Annotated in this window: 18 protein-coding genes; 2 read left to right on the plus strand and 16 right to left on the minus strand. The window is 57.5% G+C overall.

Going from position 1 to position 23,726, the window contains the following annotated elements:
• From VGM18_15970 to rpsL, 6 genes are all read right to left on the minus strand, one after another.
• Positions 1-333, minus strand: a 333-nt coding sequence (locus VGM18_15970; GenBank protein ID HEY3974501.1) for a GTP-binding protein, incomplete at its 3' end; no start/stop codon positions are given.
• Between the two features lie 15 nt (positions 334-348).
• Complete coding sequence (locus tag VGM18_15975) at positions 349-591, minus strand: hypothetical protein (GenBank protein HEY3974502.1); 243 nt, start codon at positions 589-591, stop codon at positions 349-351.
• 1 nt (position 592) lies between these two features.
• On the minus strand, positions 593-1,060 hold the full coding sequence (locus tag VGM18_15980) for a hypothetical protein (protein ID HEY3974503.1): 468 nt from the start codon (positions 1,058-1,060) through the stop codon (positions 593-595).
• A 9-nt stretch (positions 1,061-1,069) separates the two neighbouring features.
• Positions 1,070-3,157 carry an elongation factor G gene (gene fusA, locus VGM18_15985; GenBank protein HEY3974504.1) on the minus strand — a complete coding sequence of 696 codons (2,088 nt, stop codon included), beginning with the start codon at positions 3,155-3,157 and terminating at the stop codon, positions 1,070-1,072.
• Positions 3,158-3,299: 142 nt separating this feature from the next.
• The gene (gene rpsG / locus VGM18_15990) at positions 3,300-3,770 is read right to left on the minus strand and encodes a 30S ribosomal protein S7 (protein HEY3974505.1); all 471 of its coding nucleotides are present in this window, start codon (positions 3,768-3,770) and stop codon (positions 3,300-3,302) included.
• Positions 3,771-3,854: 84 nt separating this feature from the next.
• Positions 3,855-4,244: a 30S ribosomal protein S12 gene (rpsL, locus tag VGM18_15995; protein ID HEY3974506.1), complete on the minus strand. Its 390-nt coding sequence runs from the start codon at positions 4,242-4,244 to the stop codon at positions 3,855-3,857.
• Positions 4,245-5,042: 798 nt separating this feature from the next.
• On the opposite strand from rpsL, the gene VGM18_16000 reads away from it, so the two are divergent.
• Positions 5,043-7,469 carry a hypothetical protein gene (locus VGM18_16000; protein ID HEY3974507.1) on the plus strand — a complete coding sequence of 809 codons (2,427 nt, stop codon included), beginning with the start codon at positions 5,043-5,045 and terminating at the stop codon, positions 7,467-7,469.
• A 185-nt stretch (positions 7,470-7,654) separates the two neighbouring features.
• On the opposite strand, the gene nusB is transcribed toward VGM18_16000, so the two are convergent.
• The 9 genes from nusB to VGM18_16045 form a co-directional block, all read right to left on the minus strand.
• Positions 7,655-8,080, minus strand: a complete 426-nt coding sequence (nusB, locus tag VGM18_16005; protein HEY3974508.1) for a transcription antitermination factor NusB — start codon at positions 8,078-8,080, stop codon at positions 7,655-7,657.
• A gap of 53 nt (positions 8,081-8,133) precedes the next feature.
• The gene (ribH, locus tag VGM18_16010; GenBank protein HEY3974509.1) at positions 8,134-8,742 is read right to left on the minus strand and encodes a 6,7-dimethyl-8-ribityllumazine synthase; all 609 of its coding nucleotides are present in this window, start codon (positions 8,740-8,742) and stop codon (positions 8,134-8,136) included.
• A 197-nt stretch (positions 8,743-8,939) separates the two neighbouring features.
• Positions 8,940-9,722: an enoyl-CoA hydratase-related protein gene (locus VGM18_16015; protein HEY3974510.1), complete on the minus strand. Its 783-nt coding sequence runs from the start codon at positions 9,720-9,722 to the stop codon at positions 8,940-8,942.
• 255 nt (positions 9,723-9,977) lie between these two features.
• Positions 9,978-10,871: a 3-hydroxybutyryl-CoA dehydrogenase gene (locus VGM18_16020; protein HEY3974511.1), complete on the minus strand. Its 894-nt coding sequence runs from the start codon at positions 10,869-10,871 to the stop codon at positions 9,978-9,980.
• 388 nt (positions 10,872-11,259) lie between these two features.
• Positions 11,260-12,459, minus strand: a complete 1,200-nt coding sequence (locus tag VGM18_16025; protein HEY3974512.1) for an acetyl-CoA C-acetyltransferase — start codon at positions 12,457-12,459, stop codon at positions 11,260-11,262.
• A 120-nt stretch (positions 12,460-12,579) separates the two neighbouring features.
• The gene (locus VGM18_16030; protein ID HEY3974513.1) at positions 12,580-13,494 is read right to left on the minus strand and encodes a hypothetical protein; all 915 of its coding nucleotides are present in this window, start codon (positions 13,492-13,494) and stop codon (positions 12,580-12,582) included.
• A 356-nt stretch (positions 13,495-13,850) separates the two neighbouring features.
• Positions 13,851-16,442, minus strand: a complete 2,592-nt coding sequence (locus tag VGM18_16035) for a diguanylate cyclase (protein HEY3974514.1) — start codon at positions 16,440-16,442, stop codon at positions 13,851-13,853.
• Positions 16,443-16,876: 434 nt separating this feature from the next.
• The gene (locus tag VGM18_16040; protein ID HEY3974515.1) at positions 16,877-17,302 is read right to left on the minus strand and encodes a response regulator transcription factor; all 426 of its coding nucleotides are present in this window, start codon (positions 17,300-17,302) and stop codon (positions 16,877-16,879) included.
• Positions 17,303-17,330: 28 nt separating this feature from the next.
• Entirely contained in the window at positions 17,331-17,858 is a 528-nt protein-coding gene (locus VGM18_16045; GenBank protein HEY3974516.1) for a hypothetical protein, read from the minus strand.
• A 428-nt stretch (positions 17,859-18,286) separates the two neighbouring features.
• Here VGM18_16045 and VGM18_16050 point away from each other — a divergent pair, with 428 nt between their 5' ends.
• Positions 18,287-21,685: a carboxypeptidase regulatory-like domain-containing protein gene (locus VGM18_16050; protein HEY3974517.1), complete on the plus strand. Its 3,399-nt coding sequence runs from the start codon at positions 18,287-18,289 to the stop codon at positions 21,683-21,685.
• A gap of 108 nt (positions 21,686-21,793) precedes the next feature.
• Here the strand turns inward: VGM18_16050 and VGM18_16055 are convergent, their stop codons facing one another.
• A complete protein-coding gene (locus VGM18_16055; protein ID HEY3974518.1) occupies positions 21,794-23,587 on the minus strand; it encodes a cytochrome c3 family protein in 1,794 nt (597 codons plus the stop codon).
• Positions 23,588-23,726: the final 139 nt, after the last annotated feature.

A 23,726-nucleotide genomic window follows, 5' to 3' on the forward strand; every position in this document is an offset into this window, starting at 1 on the left:
GTCGGTCGCCGCCACCACCAGAATGCCGCCATCCATCTGCGCCGCGCCCGTGATCATGTTCTTGATGTAGTCGGCGTGGCCCGGGCAATCGACGTGCGCGTAGTGCCGCTTCGCCGTCTCATACTCGACGTGCGCCGTGGCGATCGTGATGCCGCGCGCCTTTTCTTCCGGCGCGTTGTCGATCGAATCGAACGACCGAAACTTGATGTTCGGATTGTGCTTCGACAAAACCTTGGTGATGGCCGCCGTCAACGTGGTCTTGCCGTGGTCGATGTGACCAATCGTCCCCACGTTGCAGTGCGGTTTAGTCCGATCAAATTTTTCTTTCGCCATTTTCCTTCGTGCTCCTCATAGCTCCGGAATCTCAGGCTCTTCCTGATAATGAACCGTCGCAGCAGCAATATATTCCCACTTCAGAAGTTCGGTCGGTGCCGGTTCAACCTCCGCCGGCTGAATCCAAACGCCGATGGTATCCTGACTCACGACTCTCGCTTCAAAGAACTTTTTATCCGCGAAGAATTCGATGCCCTTGAGTTCTCGTCGGCCTCGCCAACTCAACCGAAAAAGGACGTACTTTTTGCGCAAATCCATCTCAGGTGCGATTCACAATACGATCGCTCCTGCCTACTCCCGCAAAAACGACAGTCTTCAGATTTTCCAACTGCGTTAGAATGCCCGACTCCAAGACATCGTCAGCCATTTCAAAGCTGACCGGAACACCGTAAATCCGCTCAGGAGCCTCAATGCGAAGCAGCCAACGCAAGCGCGAGCCCTGCCATAGAACGGCAACGAGCTTATACTGAGTACCGAGAACTTCAAGAATTTCTTCCGCTAGGCGTCCAAGAGCTTTACCTTTGTTCTTCGTGCGCTCCTGCCCAAGCGTCCCAGCCAGCACGCCCCGTGCATATTCCTTTTCGGCGACCCCAAAGCGCCTGACCCACTTCTTTTGCTCATCGGTGAGCTCTGGCAGCTCTGAATCACTCGCACTCAGCGCCTGCTTCCACTCTTCAGCAGAACTACTTAAATCCGAAACGAAAATCTTGAAACCTTCTGTCGACATACAGCTCACCTACTTCGCAGTGCCCTGCACCTTGGCGATGATTTCCTCCGCTACCGACCGCGGAGCCTCCTCATAGCGGGCAAAGTGCATCGAGTATTCGGCGCGGCCCTGCGTTGACGAACGCATGTGAGTGGCATAACCGAACATTTCCGCCAAAGGAACGATCGCCTTAATCACCTGCGAACCGGCGCGATGTTCCATGCCTTCGATGCGTCCGCGGCGCGAACTCAGGTCGCCCATGATCACGCCCGCATAATCTTCCGGAGTGACCACTTCGACCGCCATCACCGGCTCGAGCAACACCGGCGAAGCCTTGCGCGCCGCTTCTTTGAACGCCATCGATCCGGCAATCTTGAACGCCATTTCGTTCGAATCGACATCGTGATAGCTGCCGTCGTATAGCGTCGCCTTCACATCGACCATGGGATAGCCCGCGAGAATGCCGCCTTCGAGTGCCTCGCGAATGCCCTGATCGATCGGCTTAATAAATTCCTTGGGCACCGAACCGCCCGTAATGTCGTTGACGAACTCGTAGCCCGTCCCCGCGGGTTGCGGGTCGAGATAAATCTTGGCGTGCCCGTACTGGCCCTTGCCGCCGGTCTGCCGAATGTATTTGCCTTCCGCTTCGGAGTGCTTGCGGATGGTTTCGCGATACGCCACCTGCGGCTTGCCGACGTTGGCTTCGACTTTGTACTCGCGCATCATGCGGTCGACGATGATTTCCAGATGCAACTCGCCCATGCCGCTGATGATGGTCTGTCCGCTGTCAGGATCGGTGTGAACTTTAAACGTAGGATCTTCCTGGGCCAGGCGGCTGAGCGCCATGCCCATCTTTTCCTGGTCGGCCTTGGTCTTTGGTTCAACCGCAACCGAAATTACGGGAACCGCAAACGTGATCGACTCGAGCGCGATGGGATGATCCTCATCGCAAATCGTGTCGCCCGTGCCCACGTTCTTCATGCCCACCGCGGCGCAAATGTCGCCAGCGAGAATTTCGCTGATCTCTTCTCGCTTGTTGGCGTGCATCTTCAACAGGCGCCCGATGCGCTCGGTCTTCGTTGTCCGAACGTTGCGCACCGAATCGCCAGTCTTCAACTGTCCGGAGTAGACGCGAATGAATGTAAGCTGACCGACGAATGGATCGGCCATGATTTTGAACGCCAAAGCCGAGAACGGCTCTTTGTCGTCGGCCTTGCGCGTGATCTCTTCACCGTTGTCCGGATTCGTCCCTTTCGTCTCGGGCACATCGAGCGGAGAAGGCAAGTAGTCCACCACCGCGTCGAGCAGCGGCTGCACACCTTTATTCTTGAACGACGTTCCCACGACCACCGGGAAAACCTTCAGCGCAATCGTCGACTTGCGCAGCGACTTCCGCAGTTCGTCGGCGGTAATCTCTTCGCCTTCCAGAAACTTGTGCAGAATTTCGTCGTCGTTTTCGGCGATGCTTTCGACCAGTTGCGCGTGGAAGGCTTCGGCCTTCTTTTTCAGCTCCGCGGGAATTTCTTCCGTGGTGTACTCCGCGCCCATGGTTTCGTCTTTCCAGACGATCGCCTTCATGTTGATCAGGTCAACGACGCCGACAAACTTCGCTTCCTGGCCGATGGGAATCTGAATCGCGATGGGCTTGGCGCTGAGGCGCTTGCGGATGGTATCGACGGCATGCTCGAAATCGGCGCCCATCTTATCGATCTTGTTGATGAAGCAAATGCGCGGGACGCCGTACTTATCGGCCTGGCGCCAGACTTTTTCCGACTGCGGCTGCACGCCATGCACCGCGTCAAACACCGCGACCGCACCGTCCAGAACGCGCAGCGAACGCTCCACTTCCGCCGTGAAATCGACGTGGCCGGGAGTATCGATGATATTGATGCGAATGTCGCGCCAGGTGCAGGTCGTCGCCGCTGAGGTAATCGTGATGCCGCGCTCCTGCTCCTGCTCCATCCAGTCCATGGTGGCCGTGCCCTCGTGCACCTCTCCGATGCGGTGCGTCCGCCCCGTATAAAACAGGATGCGCTCCGTCGTAGTGGTCTTGCCGGCATCGATGTGGGCCATGATGCCGATGTTTCTGCAGCGTTCTAATGGGACTGTTCTGGGCACGACAATTAACTCTTTCTGGGCTCCAACTTCAGTTCAGTTCTGATTTAGTAATTGGGAAATTTAGTAATTGTGTAATTGAAAAATGATTCGCGCTCTTGATCTTCAATTACTAAATTACTCAATTTCCCAATGACTCAATCTCTTACCATCTGTAATGCGCGAACGCCTTATTGGCTTCCGCCATGCGGTGCACATCTTCTTTTTTCTTAATCGCCGCACCTTTACCCGAGGCGGCATCCAGCAATTCGTTGGTCAACTTGTCGACCATGCCTTTTTCGCCGCGAGCCCGGGCATAGGTAATCAGCCAGCGAATTCCCAGCGACGTCCGGCGGTCGGCATTCACTTCCACCGGCACCTGATAGTTGGCGCCACCGACGCGGCGGGTCTTCACTTCGAGCAAAGGTTTCGCGTTCTCGACCGCCTTCTTGAAAAGCTTCAGGGCTTCGTCGCCGCCCTTGGATTCCACGCGCTTCAGAGCTTCGTAGAAGATGCCTTCGGCGGTCGAGCGCTTGCCCTGCCACATCATCGAGTTGATAAACTTCGTCACCAGGTCCGATTGATACACGGCATCGGCCGGGACGGTCCGCTTTGCGATATGTCCTTTACGAGGCATTCAGCTTCTAGCTCCTAGCTCATAGCCTTCCAGCTTGAGCTTGCCAACAACTAAACTTAACGACTAAGCACAGAACGACTGTCCTTAAGCCTTCTTGTCGCCCTTTTTGCTGCGCTTGGCGCCGTACTTCGAGCGGCCCTGCTGGCGGCCGGCAACGCCTACCGCGTCCAGCGTGCCGCGAATCACGTGATAGCGCACACCGGGCAGATCCTTCACGCGGCCGCCGCGGATGAGCACGATCGAGTGCTCCTGCAGATTGTGGCCGACGCCGGGTATATACGTCGTGACTTCAATTCCGTTCGTCAGGCGAACGCGCGCCACTTTGCGCAAAGCCGAGTTCGGCTTCTTCGGCGTCTGCGTGTACACGCGGGTGCAAACTCCGCGCTTCTGCGGACATCCCTGCAACGCAGGGCTCGCCGTCTTGTACCGAGGCCGTTTGCGGCCTTGAGCCACCAACTGGTTAAACGTAGGCACTCTTCGCCACTCCTTAAGCCGCGCACCATCCTGCCTTTACGCGCAGACGGCGCAGCTGCAATACCTGTTCTAAACGTGCATCCGTGGGCATAGCCGACTCAGGTTTGTCAAACCGCGCTTAACAAACAAGGCCAAACCATTACTTCTCGCCGCGCGGCTTCACGACCGCAAGCTCACGCCAGAGAGATTCTGGATTCCCTTAGACTTTCGCTGCCGACGGTGGCGCCCGGCCAAACTCCGGGGGCACTCCGTTTCGTCAGCCTTGCCCTGCATATCCTTCCACAATAGGGCGGAAGGCACCGCAGGAACGTTTCAGCGAGGAATGTTTTCGAATCCGCACTTCACTCGAAAACACATTTCTCTTCGTCTATAGCTCTACTGCAAGTTTTCTGCGCTCTTATACCGCACACACTACCGCAGAAAAACCCACAGCACACTGCAAGCCTGGATGTACTCGCGGAACCAAACTAATATAGCAAGTTGCCGCAAACATCGTCAACTCGTCTTTTTGCATCCCACCCAAAGATGTTTCGGAGCGGGCTGGCAAGGGGTCTGAATCGCGCCGCTTGCCGATTCCGCGTCCAGCCTCTACACTACAGGTTTTCCAATTCATTCAGAGTAAGAGTTTCGTCCACGCCGATTTCGGCCCTTGGGCTGGAACTTCGCTTAAAGACTGGGTTGAGCGCCCTGTGCAAGAGAGGACTACGGGGCACGATTGACGGAGGGGTGCACGATTGACGGAGGGGTGCAAGATTGAAAGAGTGGTGCATGCGTAGGTTGCTTTCGAGAGCGTTACCGTTGGCATTCGCGGTCCTTTCTCTGTGGAGCATCAGCGGCTGCGGCGGGGGAACCAAAGCCGGCCCGCCTATTTTTCCCGGGCGCATCATCCTGAGCCCGGGCGGATCCTCCTCGCTGGTGCTGGGCGGTACGCTGAGTTTTACCGCCTCCGCGTCCACCACTTCGGGGACGAATATTGCGACCACGATCACCTACTCCTCCAGCGACACCTCGATTCTGACTCTCGCGCCCAACGGCGTCGCCTGTGCCGGACAGTGGGACATCGCATTCACCACCTGCACTCCCGGCGCGACGGGCCCGGTTCAGGTAACGGCCTCCGCTCTGGGCGCCCACAGCATTCCTACTTGGGTGTTCGTTCATCCGCCTATCGACAGCATCACCGTCACGGGAGTTCTGCTCGATGGCGTCCCGGTGCAGGAACCTTGTCTCTCGCAAAGTCAATCTATGAGCGTGGAGGCCCACGCCTACAGTCAGGGTGTCGATATTACCGCGGCGGTCGGTCCGTTCACCTTTTCTGCGAACAATGCCACCGTCGTCAATCTCATCCCGCTCGTCAATACCTTCTATAATTTTCCGACGAATCAGGCCACGGCTGCAGCTCTTTTTCCGGGAATCACTCAGATCTACGCCTCTGCCAGCGGAGTCTCCAGTTCGACGTTCGCGCAGCCGCAGTTCCAGAATCCGACGGGCGGAACTTCTCCAGCTCTTGATTTCTTTGCCACCTGCCCGATTCAAAACATCGCCCTCGAACTCAACGCAACCGGATCGCAGCAGAACGGTCAGACCAGCTTTGTCACGGCCAAGGGAACCACCCAAACGGCCACGGCAGTGTTGACCGACGTGATGGGCAACAGTTCTTTGGCCAATAAAAACGGTGGTATCGTCCTTAGCAAAATCCCACTGACCTGGACCGCATCCCAGCCTGCCGTGCTGTCCGCTTCCTCTGGATGCACGGAAACCTGTGCCCTCGCCACGCCCTCGGTGGGGGCCGGAACTGTCACTGCCTCCTGCTCCCCGCCAACCTGCAACATCGGATTCCCCACAGTCCCGGCGTCGCTTTCCACGCCGGCGCAACTGACCTCGTGCACCCAATTTTTTAACGCGCTCTATCCCAAATTCATCGATTGCCAGCTAGTGATCCCCGCGCCGGTTTACTCGAACGTTGCGATATCGGGCTCGATCACAGGTTCGACCAGTCCCGTGTCGGTACTCGCGACCAGTACGGGATGCGCTAACGATCCGCCGAACGCGTGCAGTACCGGCGTCTACAGCTTCACGGCTTCCAAGGGTGCCAGCGGTTCTGCGGTTCCCCTGCCCACAGCGGCGAATTCGTTGCTCTTCGATCTTGCCGGCGATAAGGCTTATGAAGGAAGCGCGTACGGAGCGCAACTCATCAACCCGGCAAACTTCGGCTCAAGTACTTCCCCATTCACCGCCTTGGGAACGGTGACCGGACAAGTGTTGGCCACCTCGAACAATGGAAACATGGCGGTGTTCTCGGACACGATCCATAGTCCAAATCAGGTTTACATTGTCAATGCGACCAATACCACGAACCTGACGGCGACTCCATTGAGTATCACCGGAGCCGTGGCTGCCGGCTTCTCTCCCGATGGACTGAAGACTTTTATCATTGGCGGCAGCAACGCGAACTCACTCTACGTCTACTCCCCACTGCAAGCCTTGCAAGGACCGATAGCGCTAGCGGGACCGGCCAATGCCGTTGCTTTTTCACCGAATAGCGCGTTTGCCTACATCGCAGAATCTTCCACCGGTACTTCGTCGGCGAACATCACCGCTTTCGCAAACTGTATAACTCCATCAAATCCAGCAAGCCAGGCTCCTGTGAGTGTGCCTCTGCCCGCCAATCCCATTCTGATGAAGGTATTGCCCGGCGTCCACATCGATGGCACGGACTCCTCAGGCAATCCGATTAAAGATGGAGTTCACGTCTTCGTACTCGACGCCACTGGGTTCGACATCGTCACATCGGTCATTTCTCCGCCGCCACCACCTGCCCATATACTGTGCCCGCAAAGCCTGGCGTTCGATACAGTGCAGCGCGTTGAACTCAACCAGGGCACCCTTCAGCCCATCAACTTTTTCGCCTCCGCCGACGGCTCGTTGCTCTACATCGCATCGGCTAACAACGCCAGCATCCTCGTCTACAATTTCGGCAGCGGAGCGGTCACCGGCATCGAATTGCAAGGCGGCGCCGTCCCACTGAGCGCCGACATGTCAGTTGATGCCGGCACGATCCTGGTGGCGGGCAGCGATGGCATGTTGCACCAGGTAAGCACCGCCCTCGGTGGCAGTGATATGGTTCCGATCTCTTTTCCCAACCTGGACAATTATCTGAATCCTTTCTGCACTTTCACTCCGACTCAAGGCCCCTGCACCTTCAACACAATCCTCGCAAAACCGTAAGGTAGTTGGCAGTTCTCAGTTTGTTCATTATTCAGCCGGAGCCATCGGCCACCCCATCGGCGATTGGAAGGCCGTGGCAAGAGTTTGCCGCCCGCACCCGGAATTTGGACGGAAAAAAGAAAAGCCCCCGCGAGAGGGCCTTGAGCTAAAGGCTAAGAGCTAAAGGCTAAGAGGTAAAAGCTTTCCTATTGCAAACTCCCCTTCGGCTCCAATTCTTTCCCGACGCTGTCGAGGACGCCATTCACGAAATGCACCGACTCGGGACTCGAAAATTTCCGCGCAATTTCCAGAGCTTCGTTAATCACCACCGCTCGCGGAGTCTCAGGATAAGCCAGCAACTCGGCGACGGCCGTGCGTAGGAGATTTCGATCGACGGCCGCCATGCGCTCCATTCGCCAGTGCTCGGCATGCTTCTCAATCAGCCCGTCGATTTCAGCACTGCGTTCGACGGCCACGCGAAACAGATCGTCCGCAAAACCCCGGACTTCCGCACTCGCCGTGCCATGCTCACGCCAAAACGTTCCGCGTACCTGATCGGCATCCTGTTTGCCCATGTCTGATTGAAACAACATCTGCAGCGCCAGTTCTCGGGATTTTCGTCGAGTACCCATAAAAGCAGCTATCAGCCGTCAGCTATCAGCCATCAGTCTACTGCACCGGCGGCTTATCCGCGCTTCTTCTTCGCGCTCTTACTCTTGCTCCCATTCTTGGATTTTTCACTCCGACGACTCGCGGAGCGAGGCGGAGGAATCTGCTTCTTGCTGACAGCTGAAAGCTGAGAGCTGAGAGCTTGCCCCAACGACGCCATTTCCACCGCCGCCAGCGCCGCCTCAAACCCCTTGTTTCCCATTTTCAGCCCAGCCCGATCAATGGCCTGCTCGAGGTTCTCGCAAGTCAGCACGCCAAACGCATGCGGCACCCCGGTCTCCTGTGCCGACTGTCCAATCCCGCGCGTCACTTCGTTGACGATCACGTCGTAATGCGCGGTGTCCCCGCGCAGCAGACAGCCGATACAAATGATTGCGTCGTACTTCTTAGTCGAAGCCAAAGTCCGTGCCGCGGAAGGAATCTCAAACGCCCCCGGCACCCGCGCAATATCGATATCCTCTCGCGCCGCCCCGCAGCGAATCAGGCCATCGCAAGCGCTCGCCAGCAGCCGCTCGGTAATAAATGAATTAAAGCGCGCCACCACGATCCCGAACGTCCGTCCGGAAGCATCGAGCTTCCCTTCCAGCACAGCGAACTTATCCTCGGCTGGATTTTCGACTTTCAATTTGTCTTTCTTCTCCGTGATTCGTTGCCTCTCCGTGCTGATGTAAATTCCTACACGTTGTCATCCTGAGCGGCGCCCTTTGCCGCGAAGGATCTATGCATTTATGCCGGGAACAACGACTACAGAGATCCTTCGGCGCAAAAACCCGCGCCTCAGGATGACAACATTGAGTGATCCGTGAAAATCCATACCGAAGGTTACTTGCCCTTGAACACCGCCGCGCGCTTCTCCAGAAATGCCGTCGTCCCTTCCTTCTTATCTTCCGTCGCGCACGACATTCCGAACAACACCGCCTCCAGATAAAGCCCCTCCGCCAGAGTCATCTCCATGCCTTTGTTGACGGCCTCCATCGCATACTGCACGGCCAGCGGAGCATTCGCAATGATCTTCGCCGCAATCGCTTCCGCCCGAGGAATCAACTCGACCGGCGCCGTGACTTCATTCACCAGCCCGATGCGATGCGCCTCCTGCGCCGTGATCATCTCCCCCGCCAGCACCATCTGCATGGCCATCCCCTTGCCCACCAGCCGCGGCAGCCGCTGCGAACCGCCATAGCCCGGGATAATCCCCAGCTTCACCTCCGGCTGCCCCAGCTTCGCATTCTCGCTGGCCAGCCGCATGGTGCAAGCCATGGCAATCTCGCATCCACCGCCGAGCGCGAATCCGTTGATGCAGCAAATCACCGGCTTGCCCAGATTTTCGATCAAATTCAGAACGCTCTGCCCGCGATGCGTATATTCCTTCCCCGAAACCGCGTCGTGCTTGGCTAGTTCTCCGATGTCCGCGCCAGCGATAAACGCTTTCTCGCCGGACCCAGTAAAAATCACAACGCGAATGCCCGTGTCATTCTTGATGTCATGAAACGCCGCCCGCAGCTCCTCCATGGTCGCCATGTTGAGCGCATTGAGCACCTTCGGCCGGTTGACGGTGACGTAAGCAATCGCGTTGTTCTTTTCGAGAAGTATGTTTTCGAAGTTCATAGATTGAGACCTCAAGTCCTGTCATCCTGAGCGCAGGCAACCGATCCGCGAAGCGAATCGGTTGACGGAGTCGAAGGACCCCATGTAGCTTAAAGCCACCAGCGGCTTATCGAGGAGTTCGCCCGATGCGCTTAGTGAGAATGCCTCTTCGAGCCACACGTCGCCTCCGCTGCAAGGGATCCTTCGACTGCGCAAGAATTCCGCTTCTCAGAATTCTTGCTTCGCTCAGGATGACAAACTCCTGATGGTTCGCGGCTACAGCTTATTCGCCCGCGGCTTCTCCGGGTTTGCGTAATCATAGAACCCACGCCCCGACTTCCGGCCGTACCAGCCCGCCATCACCATCCGCTTCAGCAGCGGAGGCGACGCGAACCGCCGCTCCTTGAACTCGTCATACATCACGTGCGTAATGTAATAAGTCGTGTCGAGCCCGACGAAATCCAGCAGCGTGAACGGCCCCATCGGATAGCCGCACCCCAGCTTCATCGCGTTATCGATATCTTCAATCGACCCCACGCCCTCTTCATACGCGCGAATCGCATCCAGCAAATACGGCACCAGGAGCCGGTTTACGATGAATCCCGTTTTGTCCGACGTGCGCACCGGAACCTTGCCCAGCTTCTTGGCGAACTCATAAGCCGTCTCGTAAACGTCGTCGGCGGTCGCGATCGTCCGCACTACTTCGACCAGCTTCATCAGCGGCACGGGATTGAAAAAGTGCAGCCCGATAAATTTTTCTGGTCTCTTGACCGAAGTTAAAAGCTCCGTCACCGAAATCGAAGAAGTATTTGAAGCAAAGATCGCGTCTTTCTTCACCATGCCATCGAGCGACGCATACATCTTCTTCTTCTCTTCCACATTCTCGATGATGGCCTCAATCACAATGTCGCAATCGGCCAGGTCGGATTTCGAAGTCGTCCCGCGCAGCCGCGCGCGGATCGCATCCTTCTGCGCCGCCGTGATCCCGCCCTTCTCGACCGGCCGCTCGGCAAATTTCGCCAAAGATTTCTCAATTCCGGCAAACCCCTTGTCGAGATACTTTTGCTCGACTTCAAGCACCGTGACGTCGAATCCAGCCGTGGCGCAAACCTGCGCAATGCCAGAACCCATCAGCCCACAACCGAGAACGCCAACCTTCTTAATTTCCATATGAGGTTCCTTGTCGAACATGTTTATCTCGCCGCAGTCCTTGCGGCCGGGATCATCGGCGTAGCGAGTGGGTTCGGAAATTCAGACGCTGAATGAAAATGGCCGTTCAGCGGCCTTCGAGATTCTTAAGCCGGTCTGAGAGAGATTCAACTTCGGCATCCAGCGCGCGAAGAGCCGCGGCATGGCTTCGCTGACGCAGCTCGACAGGGGACGCCCACTTATGAAACTCGGTGAGCAAGGTAGTTTCCACCTTTTCTAACCGCTGGCTAATCCACTGTTTGTCTTCGTCCGTGAGCATAGCTGGATTATAGGGCAATTGCACAGCAGGACGCTGAATAAATCATCAACTCCGGGCGACGAGAAACTCCTTGCATCTTATTGGAAGGAATCAGTTCATGCTCTCGACGATCATTGCGATCCCCTGCCCGCCGCCGATGCACGCTGTCGCCAGCCCATACTTTTTCTTGCGCCGCCGCAACTCATAGAGCAGCGTGATCACCAGCCGCGTTCCGGTCGCGCCCAGCGGATGCCCCAGCGCAATCGCCCCGCCGTTCACATTTACTTTCTCGCGATCGAGTCCTAACTCTTTTTCCACGCCCAGATACTGGGCCGCGAATGCTTCGTTCACTTCAATCAAGTCGATGTAGTCCAGCGACAGCCCGGCCTTCTGCAGCGCAATCTTCGTCGCCGGCACCGGGCCGCGTCCCATCAACTTCGGCTCGACTCCCGCTATACCCCACCCAACAATTCTTCCAAGCGCCTTCAATCCGCGCTTCAGCGCCTGCTCCAACGACATCATCACCACCGCCGCGCCGCCATCGACAATGCCGCTGGCGTTGCCGGCCGTGACTGTTCCGTTTTTTCCAAACGCCGGCTTCAACTTCGCGAGTCCTTCCATCGTCGTCTGCGGACGCCGGTGATCATCTTCCGTCAGCGATTCCCCCGTCGGTTCGCCCTTCGCATTCCGCAGCGGCACCGGAACCAGTTCTTCCTGAATGCGTCCGGCCTTGTATGCATCGTCGGCGCACTTCTGCGAGCGCAGCGCAAATTCATCCTGCATCTCGCGCGTGATTCCCTGCTGCGATCCATATAGCTCTGCGGTATTCGCCATATACGAGCCGCAGTAAGTATCGAGCAGCGCGACCATCAGCGAATCTTCCAGCTTGCCGCCCGGTGCCAGCGTAAAGCCATCGCGCCCGCGAATCACAAACGGAGCTTGCGACATGGCCTCCATGCCGCCGGCCAGAACAATCTTCGCTTCTTCCAGTTGAATCATTTGCGCCGCATTCACAATCGACTGCATGCCCGACCCGCACAGCCGGTTCACGGTCAGCGCCGGAGTCTCAATCGGCAGCCCCGCTCGCAATCCCACGTGCCGCGCGCCATACAGGGCGTCGCCCGAAGTCTGCTGCGCGTTGCCGAATACGGCGTGATCGAATTCCTTGGCATCGATCCCCGCCCGCTCAATCGCGCCCTTCGCCGCCACCGCGGCCAACTCCTGGGCGGAGAAGTCCTTCAACTTGCCGCAATAGCGGCCAAAGGGCGTGCGCGCCCCACTGACGATGGCGATGTCACCTGGCTTCAACATGTTTATTTCGGCAGAACTTTCTTTAGAGCTTTCGTCGGAACTAATCGGAAGCGATCAGCCAAACTTTTTAGTTTAGCAGTGAGGAAGGAATATCCGCCACCGCGAGAATGGAGTGACTGTCTAGCGCTTGTCTGCGCTGGATGCAGAACTGGAGTTTTGCGTTTTCGGATCGGTCGATGCGGGAGCGACGGCAGGTTCGGCAGTGCCCACAAGACGCACTAAGGTTCCTTCCCTTTGCTCGAAAGAAAGAAACTCTCCCTCATGCACGCAGGCTAGGTCGGCGCCAAGCTCGTTGTTGCCAATCTGAAAGCGGCTCAGGATCTTCCCGCTCCGCTCGCTCAATTCGTAGATCGTCCGTATGCGCGGCCCGTCCACACGCGCGTATAAATTATTATCGCTGGGAATGAGCGCGTCGATCTGAGCTCCTCCGGGCAGCTTCGTTTTGATCACCCGGATCGCTCCCCCTTGGCTCACCTCAAGCAAAGGAAACTTGCTTCTGTTTTGAACCACAATGATGGAATCGCCGTACGGCACAAGCTGTGCGGGCGCAACGTAAATGGCTGGCCCTTTTCCGGTTCCATTCAGCGTCCCGAACATCGACTTCGGCGCGTCGCCTTTGGTAATATCGAGAAATTTTAGGAGAGTCCCATCGTCCTTGAACATCGCCAGTTTCGGAGAGTGGTCTTGCCTGTCGAATCCGAAAACGAGAAATGTGCCCGACGCAAATTCAGCGAACCGATGCAGAGCGATAACATCGTCGATTTGTATTTTCCTTTTGTAGTTACCTTGACGGTCAAATATCACCAGATAATCGTGACGTTCGGCGAGATTTGCATCCAGCTCATGGTCCGTACCGTCAGCTGTCGTAAATGTTTCCTTGCCCCGCTTATCCTCTGGCGCAGCGATGACGAGCAAGACTACATCCGATTCCGATGCGTACGCATCCTTCAGATGGACATCGTACAGATCAGTAATTTGGTCTAGCCGAAACTCATTGGCGTCACCGGACGTCGGAACGGCGACAATCAATTCCACAGGCGGTCCGAGCTTCGACATTCGGGTAGAAGACACGATCGATTGGCCATCCAGCGCCGCGGGTACCAGCATGTTCAAAAATGCTGTCCCGTCACCTCCGCACTCGGCTGGAACTTCGGTAGCCCATACGCCCGTCAGGCCCGCAACCTGACCTGCACGCTCGAAAGAGAGGCGATAGCTCGGCACATGGATCGTGGATGGCGGGGGCTTGAACACAGTTTGCCCGTACGACGACGATAGACTTATCGCGAGGGACAGACAGAGAAGGAGTCCGCGCATGACTATTTTATGAAAGCCCCAGCGAATGAAAAATGCAAGGTTTTGGTGGATGAGCGAATAAGGTTCAGGCGGCTGCTTTACGCTACCGCACCCGCGGCGAGCACTGCCGCGCCCAGCGCCACAACCTTCCCCGATCCATGCGCCATGGCCTGCGCCAGCGCATGCTCAGCGCGGTTGATCACTTCGGTGACCACATCGATGGGATCATATTCACTTCGGATCACGGCCTCCGCCAGCCCAGCGGAAAACTGCGCCGCCTGCCGCTCGCCACCGTCTTCCTTCGCCGGGAACCGTACTTCGGAGACAATCTTGCGGAGCTTTTCTATCGCCAGCATGCCCTCTTTTTCCGCCGTCTCGCCCAGCAGGATTGCGATGGTCGTCGTGTCATAACGAAACGCCAGATCGTTTGAGCGGATGTTGGCGGCGAATAACTGCCCAGCTTTTTCCATGACGGCCTGCACTTCCGCCTCGCCATGTTCCTTGATCATCGCCGAACTCTTGCCGAACTGCAGCAGCAGCACCGAAAGCGCCGACGCATTTTGAATCGCGCGCTTGCTCTCTGCCAGGAGCAGATCGAGATACGACGCACGTTTCAACAATCCTGACTTTTCGTCCGTCACCGAAAGATTCTTCACCAGCCGCCGCAGCCCAGCGTTGTTGAGCGCAATCACCATCTGCTCGGCCAGTGTTTTCAGCACAACCATATCTGCCTGCGCCCAGGCTCGCGGCCGGTTGTGCACCAGAACCAGCATGCCGACCACTTCTTCGCCATCGCTGAGCGGGATAGCCAGCACGGAAGCGGCGCCCAGTTCCACCAACGCCTTGCGTGCAGCCTGTAATGGAAGAGCCTTGGGGGCGTCTTCGATCGCCAGCGGTTCGTGCCCATCGACCGCCTTGTGCAGGCATGAAATCAGTTCGCTAATCGCCGAATTGCTCGCCTTCTTCAATCCCTCGGCGCAAAATTCTTCCATCGCGGTCGCCGCTCCGCCCTTGCCCATGGCCGCGATGCAGCGTGCCGCGTCCCAGTGCGATGCAATCTCTCTGACCGCGGTGCTCAGCACAGCAGGCGCCGTGCCCTGGTGATAGAGCTTGCGCGAAATCTCCGCCACGCGTGTGAATGCGCGGACATCGGTCGCCGGATCGGGCGCGGACGCAACCGGAGCGGCAGCTGGCGCTGCAACCGAAACCGGGGCGGCAGCCGGGGGTAAAGGCGCCGTCCCCGCATACCGTGGCGTCACTCCTGCCGATAAATACAATCGCTGCAAATCTTCATTCCGCTCTTCTTCGCGCGGGAACAGTTCTTGTATTCTCTGTAGCCGTTCGACTGCTTTGTTGCGCATCCCGTACTGCACCAGAATTTCCGCCTGCAACATCAGATCCTGGAGCGTCGATGCCCCCAAAGTCCGCAAGTCCTCCTGCGCCGGTTCTTCCGCGGCTTTGCTGGCCGAGCTGAACCTCGATGCGATCGCGCGGAAGCGCGCATCTTCCACCTTACCCTTCAACATCTCCAGTCGCTTCAGGTGCCCGGATTCATAGGGATCGACCTCGGCCGCGCGATCCAGGCACTCTGCGGCCTTAGCGTATTCCCCGGTGCTGCAATAAAGATCGAACAGCTTCAGCAGCGTCTGGCAATAATCATTTTCGCGGTTCGACGCGTTATAGAGCTCGCTCAGAAATTCGAGCATCTGCGGGCAAGCCCGGCGCGTCGCCGTAATGTCTTCCATGATGGCGATAAACTGCCGGCGCTCGCCGCGACGCCGCTGAAATTGTTCCAGCTTGCGCGCCAGTGCGACCGCGTCCTCCTCATTTCCGCCATCCAGCAAATTGCCGATCAGCGCGATTACCTGCTGCACTCGCGAAGGATTCTGCTCAAACAACTGCCACACCAGCGGTTCCGCTTCCGCGTAGCGCCCCGCGGCTACCAGCGCATCAGCATAGGTCTCGCGCAACGACGGCGTTACCTGCCCGGAATTGACTTGTGGCTCGAGTATAAAAATCGCCGCGCCCACCTGGCCCTGCGCCAGCAAGCTCTTCCCATACGCCAGCGCAATGCTTTGATCGGAAGCATCTTCCTGATAAGCGCGCTCGTACCAGGGCGCAGCGTCGCTGCCCTCGGCCGTGGCCAATTGCGCGATCCTCTGGAAAGCTGCCGCCGCTGCCTTGCTATTTCCCAACTCCGACGCAAGTTCCGCCATGCGCTGCCAATTAGCCCGCGTTGGTTCCAGCGTCACGATGCGATCTAATATTTCGGAAGCTTCCTTTTTTTTCCCCAGCTTGGACAGATCCAAAAGCGCGGCTTCATAGGTTCCCACCGCAAGCTTCTTGTTTGACCCCTCCAGCAGTTGGCCAAAGCGGAACTTTTGCTGCCAGGTCGGACTCCCATGGCGCGCCAGCTTCTTATAGGTAAGGCTGGCCCGGGTCGCATCCCCCATCCCCACCTGCCGCTCAAACAGATCACCCAGCAAAGCAACCGCTTCCGCATTGCGACCCAACGAAAGGCACAAGTCCGCCGAGAGTTGCCGAACCACATCGTTGTCGCTATCGTCCCGCAGAACCAGCAGATATTCTTCCAGCGCGTCCGCCGTCTTGCCCTTTTGCAAGAGCTTCTCCGCGCGTTCCACGCGCTTCCCTATCTCGGCACGATCCAGTCGTTTTGTAATCTCAGGCATGCGGAATCAGGCGGAGTAAACCCTGGCTCCGATTCTAGGAGTGCGCCCCCGGAGCGGCAACGCAGTAACGCCGGCAGGCGATTACGAAGGTCACCCCCGCCGCAAGCTTGTGGCGGCGTTTTCCCGGGGGGGTGGAACTACGGAACTCTAAGGGGTTAGTACTGCACTTCGAAGCTTTGGCGACGCTACGGCGATATTGCTATCGTGCACCGCCGTCCGAGCCGGCATGGTGTATGTCTACTGTGAAACCGGCAACGCCGTCGCCCGTGATCTTGTTGATGGAGAATCCGACCCGGCTGCCATAGCTGGCCGGCATGCCACGTTAGAGAGCAAAAGAGCGCTCCGAGGTTGTGTCACGGGTTGCGCGGCGATTTGAATGTACGCGTGTTTCGATGGCCGCAGGCGCGAAATGGTGCGGGAATATTCGCCGCACGCTAGCTCGCATTCTCTAGTGGCCCAGAATCGCCTTGTGCCAGTCCTAACAAGCAGTATGATTGCGGAATCAGCTGAGCCGCCCGATCCTTCGAGATTACTGCCTGCACGCCCGCCTGACGGGCCAACCGTTCTACTTCCGGCCCTTCCTCGACGGTAAACAAAATGATCTTCATAGCGGGAAGCCGCCTCATTAACTCCGCGGCCGCGTCGAAACCATTCATCACAGGCATCGTCAGGTCGAGGATGACGAGATCAGGCTTCAGGTTGTCTGCCTTTTCGATCGCCTCGCGCCCGTTCTCTGCTTCCCCTACGACTTCGAAACTCGGTTCCGATTCAAACAACTGGTGCACCAGGGTGCGAACGGCAATATTGTCGTCCACGAGCAAAACGCGCTTCCGCAAAGGGTTGGCTGCCATCGCCGACATAAGATGCCCGAAACCTGTGGCTGGGCTGTCAGCTTTTCTTCCAATCTGGATATCCTAGTTTCTTCCTCTGAACCGCGCGCAGTCTGCGAATGGCTTCGGCCATCGCTTCTTTCTCCGTGGGGCCTGCCGAAGCTTGCGAGCGCAGAAATATGGCTGCTTCCGCCGCATCCACGCGTTGCCGCAACGTCTCCGCGTCACCATCAACAAGAGCCGCTTCAAATTCGCGCTGCCAGTCGGGATATTTTATATTGCGCACCCTCGAAATGTCGTCTTTCCTCAATGCCAGCTCCCCAAGCCTATGGATATCGAAATATGTATCGAAATATCTATTGAACTCGATGCCGGAAATAGTACGTCGAAGCCAATAAGCCGCTGGAGCGCGGCTTTGCTTAGAACAATGCAGCCCGGTTGCCACTCGATCCGCCGACAGTGAAACTATTTCCAAGCCGTTCCCTTCAGCAGAGTTAGAGGCAACCACCATTGCCCGCCCATCGCGCTTTGAATCCGGTGTTGGTGGCTCAATTCCACCACTGCGGTGATTATTGGCCAACTTCACGCGTTTTGCCCCCATCCGCGTGCAAGCTGGTGACGGGAACATTGTCGGAAGTTCTATCAACGATGCGCTCAAGGTTTTTGATTAGTTCCAAACCTGGCTCGCTCCGCGCGTAAACCTCGCAGTCAGCCTTCTGGTCCCGGTACGGGAATCACCCGATACCGTTCGCTCCCGCCTCAGGACATACTCAATGCAAATTACAGACTGACATTCACGCATCAAAATTCCGCGATTGGCAACGCCAGCGCGTTTGTTTCGACGGATTCTCCGCTCCGGAAAGTTAGTCCTGCGTTTACTCCGCTCTTATCTCTTTTGGGACGCGACTTTGGCGAGGTACGGCGTATCGGTGTGCACTGCCGCGAAATCGGTCGTGCCCCGGCCACGACCCAGCACAGATATTTCGAATCGGGCAGCTCCGGAGGATTTCCGTCATGAAGTCGCAGTCCCTTTTCTTCTCTAGTGTCCTTGTGTCTTTTATTGCCATCATGTTCTTCGTTTTTTTCCTCTTTCCCACCCTGGGGCGGACGCAGTCACTCACCTCGGGCGACGTCGGAGGCACCGTCACCGACCCCAGCGGCGCCGCGGTTCCCAACGCAACCGTAACTCTAAAAAACAACGATACCGGTACCACTCAGACCGCCAACTCGAGCAGCACGGGAGCCTATCGTTTTGCCCTGCTGAATCCGGGCAGCTATAGCGTGTCCGCCACCGCTCCGGGTTTCCAAGGCTCGCAGCAAGTTGTTTCCGTCGCGGTCGGGCAAGCCAGCAGCGTCAACATCAAGCTCCAGGTCGCAACCTCGAGCACAACGGTCGAAGTCACCGCTCAGGGCTCGAATCTCCAGGTAGACAATGGCAATGTCTCGACCACGATCAGCCCCGAGATTGTCGCCAACATCCCGAACCCCGGCAATGATCTGACGTACTACGTGCAGACCGCCCCCGGCGCAACGATGAACACCCAAGCCGGTTACGGCAACAGCGCCACCTTCGGCATCTCCGCGACCTCGAATCTTTTTACCGTCGACGGCATGAATGAAAACGATCCATTCCTCAATCTCAGCAATTCCGGAGCGACCAATCTTCTGCTCGGCGCCAACGACGTCCAGACTGCCACCGTGGTGAACAACGGCTACGCCGGAGAATACGGCAGCCTTGCGGGAGCTAACGTAAACTTCGTGACCAAATCCGGCGGCAACAAGTTTCACGGCAATGCCGAATATTTCTGGAATGGCCGCGTGCTCAACGCCAACGACTGGTTCCTGAACAATAGCGGCACGCCTCGATCCTTCGACAACGCCAATCAATGGGCGGCTTCGCTGGGAGGGCCGATCATTAAGAACAAGACCTTTTTCTTTGTCGATACCGAAGGTTTACGCCTCCTGATTCCGACTTCTCAACCGGTCTACATTCCGAGTCCTCAGTTTCAGGCGGCGACTCTCGCCAAAATTCCGTCCTCGGAGACTTCGTTCTACAATCAGATTTTTTCCATCTATAACAGCGCTCCCGGAGCTTCGCGCGCGGCGAACACTCTTCCCGCAGGGGGTTGCGATGGATCTGTCACTCTCGCCGGAAGCGCACCCTGCGCGCTCCAGTTTCAGTCCAATGCCACGAACCTGACGACCGAATGGTTGATGACCGCTCGCGTGGACCAGAACTTCGGCAGCAGGGATCGCGCGTTTATTCACTTCCGTACCGACCACGGACTTCAGGCGTCGGTCACCGATCCTCTTACTCCCGTGCTCAACGCGCAGAGTGTTCAGCCGCAATACGAGGGTCAACTTCAGGAGACTCATCAGGTGGGAGTAAACGCCATCAACCAATTCATCCTGGCCGGCTCCTGGTATGGCGCAGTGTTTGGTCCTCCCAGTCTGGGTAAAGCTACGTCTCTGATGCCTTACGACCTGTTCTTTTCCGGCAATCAATTCAGTTCGCCCGGCAGTCCTCTCGGAACCACCTTGTATTCATCGTGGCCGCAGGGGCGCAATGTCACGCAGTATCAGGTCTCCGATGACTATTCCTGGCAGAGGGGCAGTCACTCTCTGAAGTTCGGCGCGAACTATCGCCGCAACGACATCACCGACTACACCCCGGGTGGATTCCTCGGAACCATCCCTCTCGCCGTTTTCAATTCTCAGAGCAGTTTCAACGCCGGCAGCGCGGATGTATTTGAGCAGGGCTTCGCCAGCCGCCCCACAGAACCTCTCGCGCTCTATAGTCTTGGCCTCTATGCGCAAGACGAATGGGCCATCCTGCCGCACTTGAAAGTCACGCTCTCATTGCGTGCCGAACATAACTCCGATCCCGTCTGCCAAACCAATTGCTTTGCTCGTCTCACGAATTCATTCCTCGATGTATCCCACGACCCATCTCAGCCGTACAATCAAGCGATCCAAACTGGCCTGAACCAGGCGCTCCCGAATTACCAGAGCATCAGTTGGGAACCCCGAGTCGGATTCGCGTGGCAGCCCCTGGGTCGAGGCACTACCGTCATCCGCGGCGGAGCTGGAATATTCTCCGACATCTTCCCTGGAACCATCGCCAGCTCCTTCGACACCAATCCGCCGTTGAAAAATACCTTCGTCACGACAGGCCTGCTCGCCCCAGGCGTCACTGGCAACGCTCAGTCGCTAGCGCAATCGTCCAACGCCGCCTTCGTTTCCGGTTTTAACTCTGGGCAGACTCTCGCGCAGATTTCCGCGGCTCTGCCGTTCTTTAGCCCACCCACCCTCACCAGCTCGGCGCACCGCATTCAATATCCCACCTATCAGGAATGGAACCTGGAAGTGCAGCAGGCAATCGGATCCAAAATGTCGCTCAGCATCAATTACGTCGGCAATCATGGCTCCGATCTAGCAGCCACCAATGCCGGCTTCAATGCATACTGCGGAGCCGCGTGCCTCTCGGCAGTGAGTACCGCCGAGGGTCTTTTGACTCCCATTGCTTCATTCACCGGCTTGCCTGCGGCCGCTCCCGATTCGCGCTTCAGCACCGTCACCGAAGTCGGCAATTACGGCGTCTCCAACTACAACGGCTTAACCGCTTCATTCACGCGCCATGTTTCCAGCGCCTTCCAGGTGCAGGCTTCGTTCACCTGGAGTCACGCCCTCGACGACATCTCCAACGGCGGCTTCCTGCCCTTTAACTTCGACACCAACACCAGCATCTTAACGCCGCAGAATCCCTATAACTTCCGCCAATACAATTACGGCAACGCCGATTACGACGTCCGCAAGCAGGCCAATCTCAGCTACGTCTATCACACTCCGAAACTCAGTAATCGGGCTTTGGATCTGCTGGCCGACTGGACTGTTTCCGGCACGCTCTTCGTGCGCTCGGGGCTCCCCTTCACCGCCATTGATGGCACCGCCGGTGGGGTCTTGTCCGGTTTCAATTACGCGAACACGATCTTCGCCGATTCCTCGGTGGGACCGCTCTCTTGCAGCTCCTCGAATGTCTTCAATACCTTCGTGACCACGACACCGTGCATGACCCCTTCGGAATTTACTTCACCGATCGGCCCCGGTGGCATCGGCTCCTACGGCAACCAGCGCCGCAACCAGATCTATGGACCTGATTACTTCGACACGGACCTGACACTGATGAAGAACTTCCGCATTCCGCACTGGGAGGGCGCTGAATTCCAAATCGGCGCACAGGCCTTCAACATCCTCAACCATCCCAACTTCGATCAGCCGATCGGGAACATCTCGGACTCCCAGTTCGGCTACAGCGTGCGCGCGGTGGCAACTCCCACCAGCATCTTCGGCTCATTCCTGGGCGCCGACGCCTCGCCGCGCTCTCTCCAGATTCGCGCTCAACTCCGGTTCTAGGCGCGACCTCCCAACACTCGCGGCCCGGTTCTCCACCGGGCCGTTTTTTTCGGATCGAACTCAGACGTCGAACGCATTCGACGAACTCGCCCAACCAGTTCTTTTCCACTACGGCTTGCATTGCGCAGGATTCTCGCTCAGGTGCGCCAGCAACTCTTTCGCCTTCCCGTAATCCGGATTGAACTCCAGCACCTGCTCTACATACCGCCGCGCAATCTCTTTTTGCCCTGCCGCGCAGAACACCATCGCCAAGTCCATCCCGATCGCACTTCGATACGGCACTCTCACAAACGCTCCCTGCCACAACTCTACCGCCCTCCGCAGGTTCCCCGACCGTGCCTCCAACACGCCGAGATTCGCTGCCGCGTCATTCTCCAAGGGATCGATCTTCAGCGCCCGCTCATATAGCTCATGCGCCTGTTTCTCGCGGCCATGAGCTTGCTCCACAAACCCCAAAGCCGCCAGTAACACCGGATCCTCCGGCCTCTCGATTACAGCTTTGCGCAAATAGCCATCCGCCCGCCGCCCCGCGCCTTCCACATTGCGCAGCGCCAGAGTCTCCCAGGCCAGCGCGAAATCGCGGCTAGTCGCAAGCGATGAGTCACTCTCCGGAAAAGCGATCAGCGGCGCACCGGGCGTTCCCCGCACTTCTAGACGCGGCAGCGGCGCCTCTTTGGGATTTCGCTGGATACGGTGGTCCGTCGCCTCCGTGTGCGCCACGTCTTTACTTGGCAATGCCGGCATATGGCAAGCCGTACAGTCTGGCTTGTCGGGATGATGCTGGGCTGCAAATTTTTCTTCATGACACGCCAGGCATTTGCTCCGGTAGTATGCCGCCTTCTGCGCCGCCTCCGGCTCTTTATGCGGATCGTGGCAACTTCCGCACCACATCTTGTCGCCTGACCTGATTTTGCACATACTCTCCGACAGCGCCTCAAACTGGCTGAGTCCCTGCGGCCTCTGCGGCTCGGTTCCGCTGAGAAGAAAATAGTGAATGTAGTCCGAAAGTTTTTCCCCCGGCTGAAACTGGTACGTGCGTTTCCCCGGTTGCTCCACCGCGACTGCGCCCTCGAAGTGACACTCCATGCAGATCGCATCGCGGCGGTCGGGAGAGAGCTTCGCGGGATTTACAATCATCCCCTTGTCTTGGCCCTTGTCTTGGTCTTGGCCCTTGTCTTGGTCTTGGCCCTTTCTTTCGCCATGTCCTTCGCCCGTGCCGTGGCAGCGCTCGCAAGTGATGCCGCCATGCAGAAACGGTTTCCCGGAAAATTTGTTGTCCGTCCCCGTCACCGGCGGTTGCAGCCCGCTGGTGTGGCAATTCAGGCAATCCACATATGCCGGCAAGTTCATTGGCACCTCGCTCGCCTCGGTGTACGCTGGCGTCATATTCCATCGCCCTTCCTGCGAATACCAGTTAATCGGAGCCTCAAATAAAAAATCGTCGCTCGAAAACAGATACGTCCGCCCTTTCACTCCCGAGCCGATGAAATAAGAAAGCTCGCGCTCCCCGCGAAAGCCGGTCTCCCCCGCCCGCTCGTAGCTCATCCATGCCTGGCCGTTCTGCTTGTAGATTCGGTAGCGAATGCCCGAAGGCTTATGGGTGAACTCGCCGGTGATCAATGCCTCGCTGGCAGCGCCACTCGCCCCGGCCATCACTGTTTTCTGGTAGGTCCGGTAGATTTCGGAGTGGCACGAGGCGCAGGCCTCGCTGCCCCCTTCTGCTTTCACTTTCCGGTTAGTGCTGGAGTTTGTTGTCGCGGCCCTGGTCGGATGAGAATCGGCCGGATTCGCGATCGCCGAATTCGGGCTCGTCTGGTTGGGATTGTTTGGACTCTGTCCAGAACCTCTGCCAATCAGGAAGGTGGCAAGGAACAGGCCCGCGATTGCCCACTGAAGACGCATTGCTTCCCGTGATTCTAGCCGAACTTTTCGGAAGTGGTGGGGAAGCGCAGCCGTTTTTCAGGCAGAGCGACGGCCTTGTCTCCGGAAAAACGGCCTATCCCGCCCCTTGAAGCACCCGACTCACCGGCAAGGGGAAAGT

The sequence above is a fragment of the Candidatus Sulfotelmatobacter sp. genome, from assembly GCA_036500765.1.
Lineage (GTDB): Bacteria > Acidobacteriota > Terriglobia > Terriglobales > Acidobacteriaceae > Sulfotelmatobacter.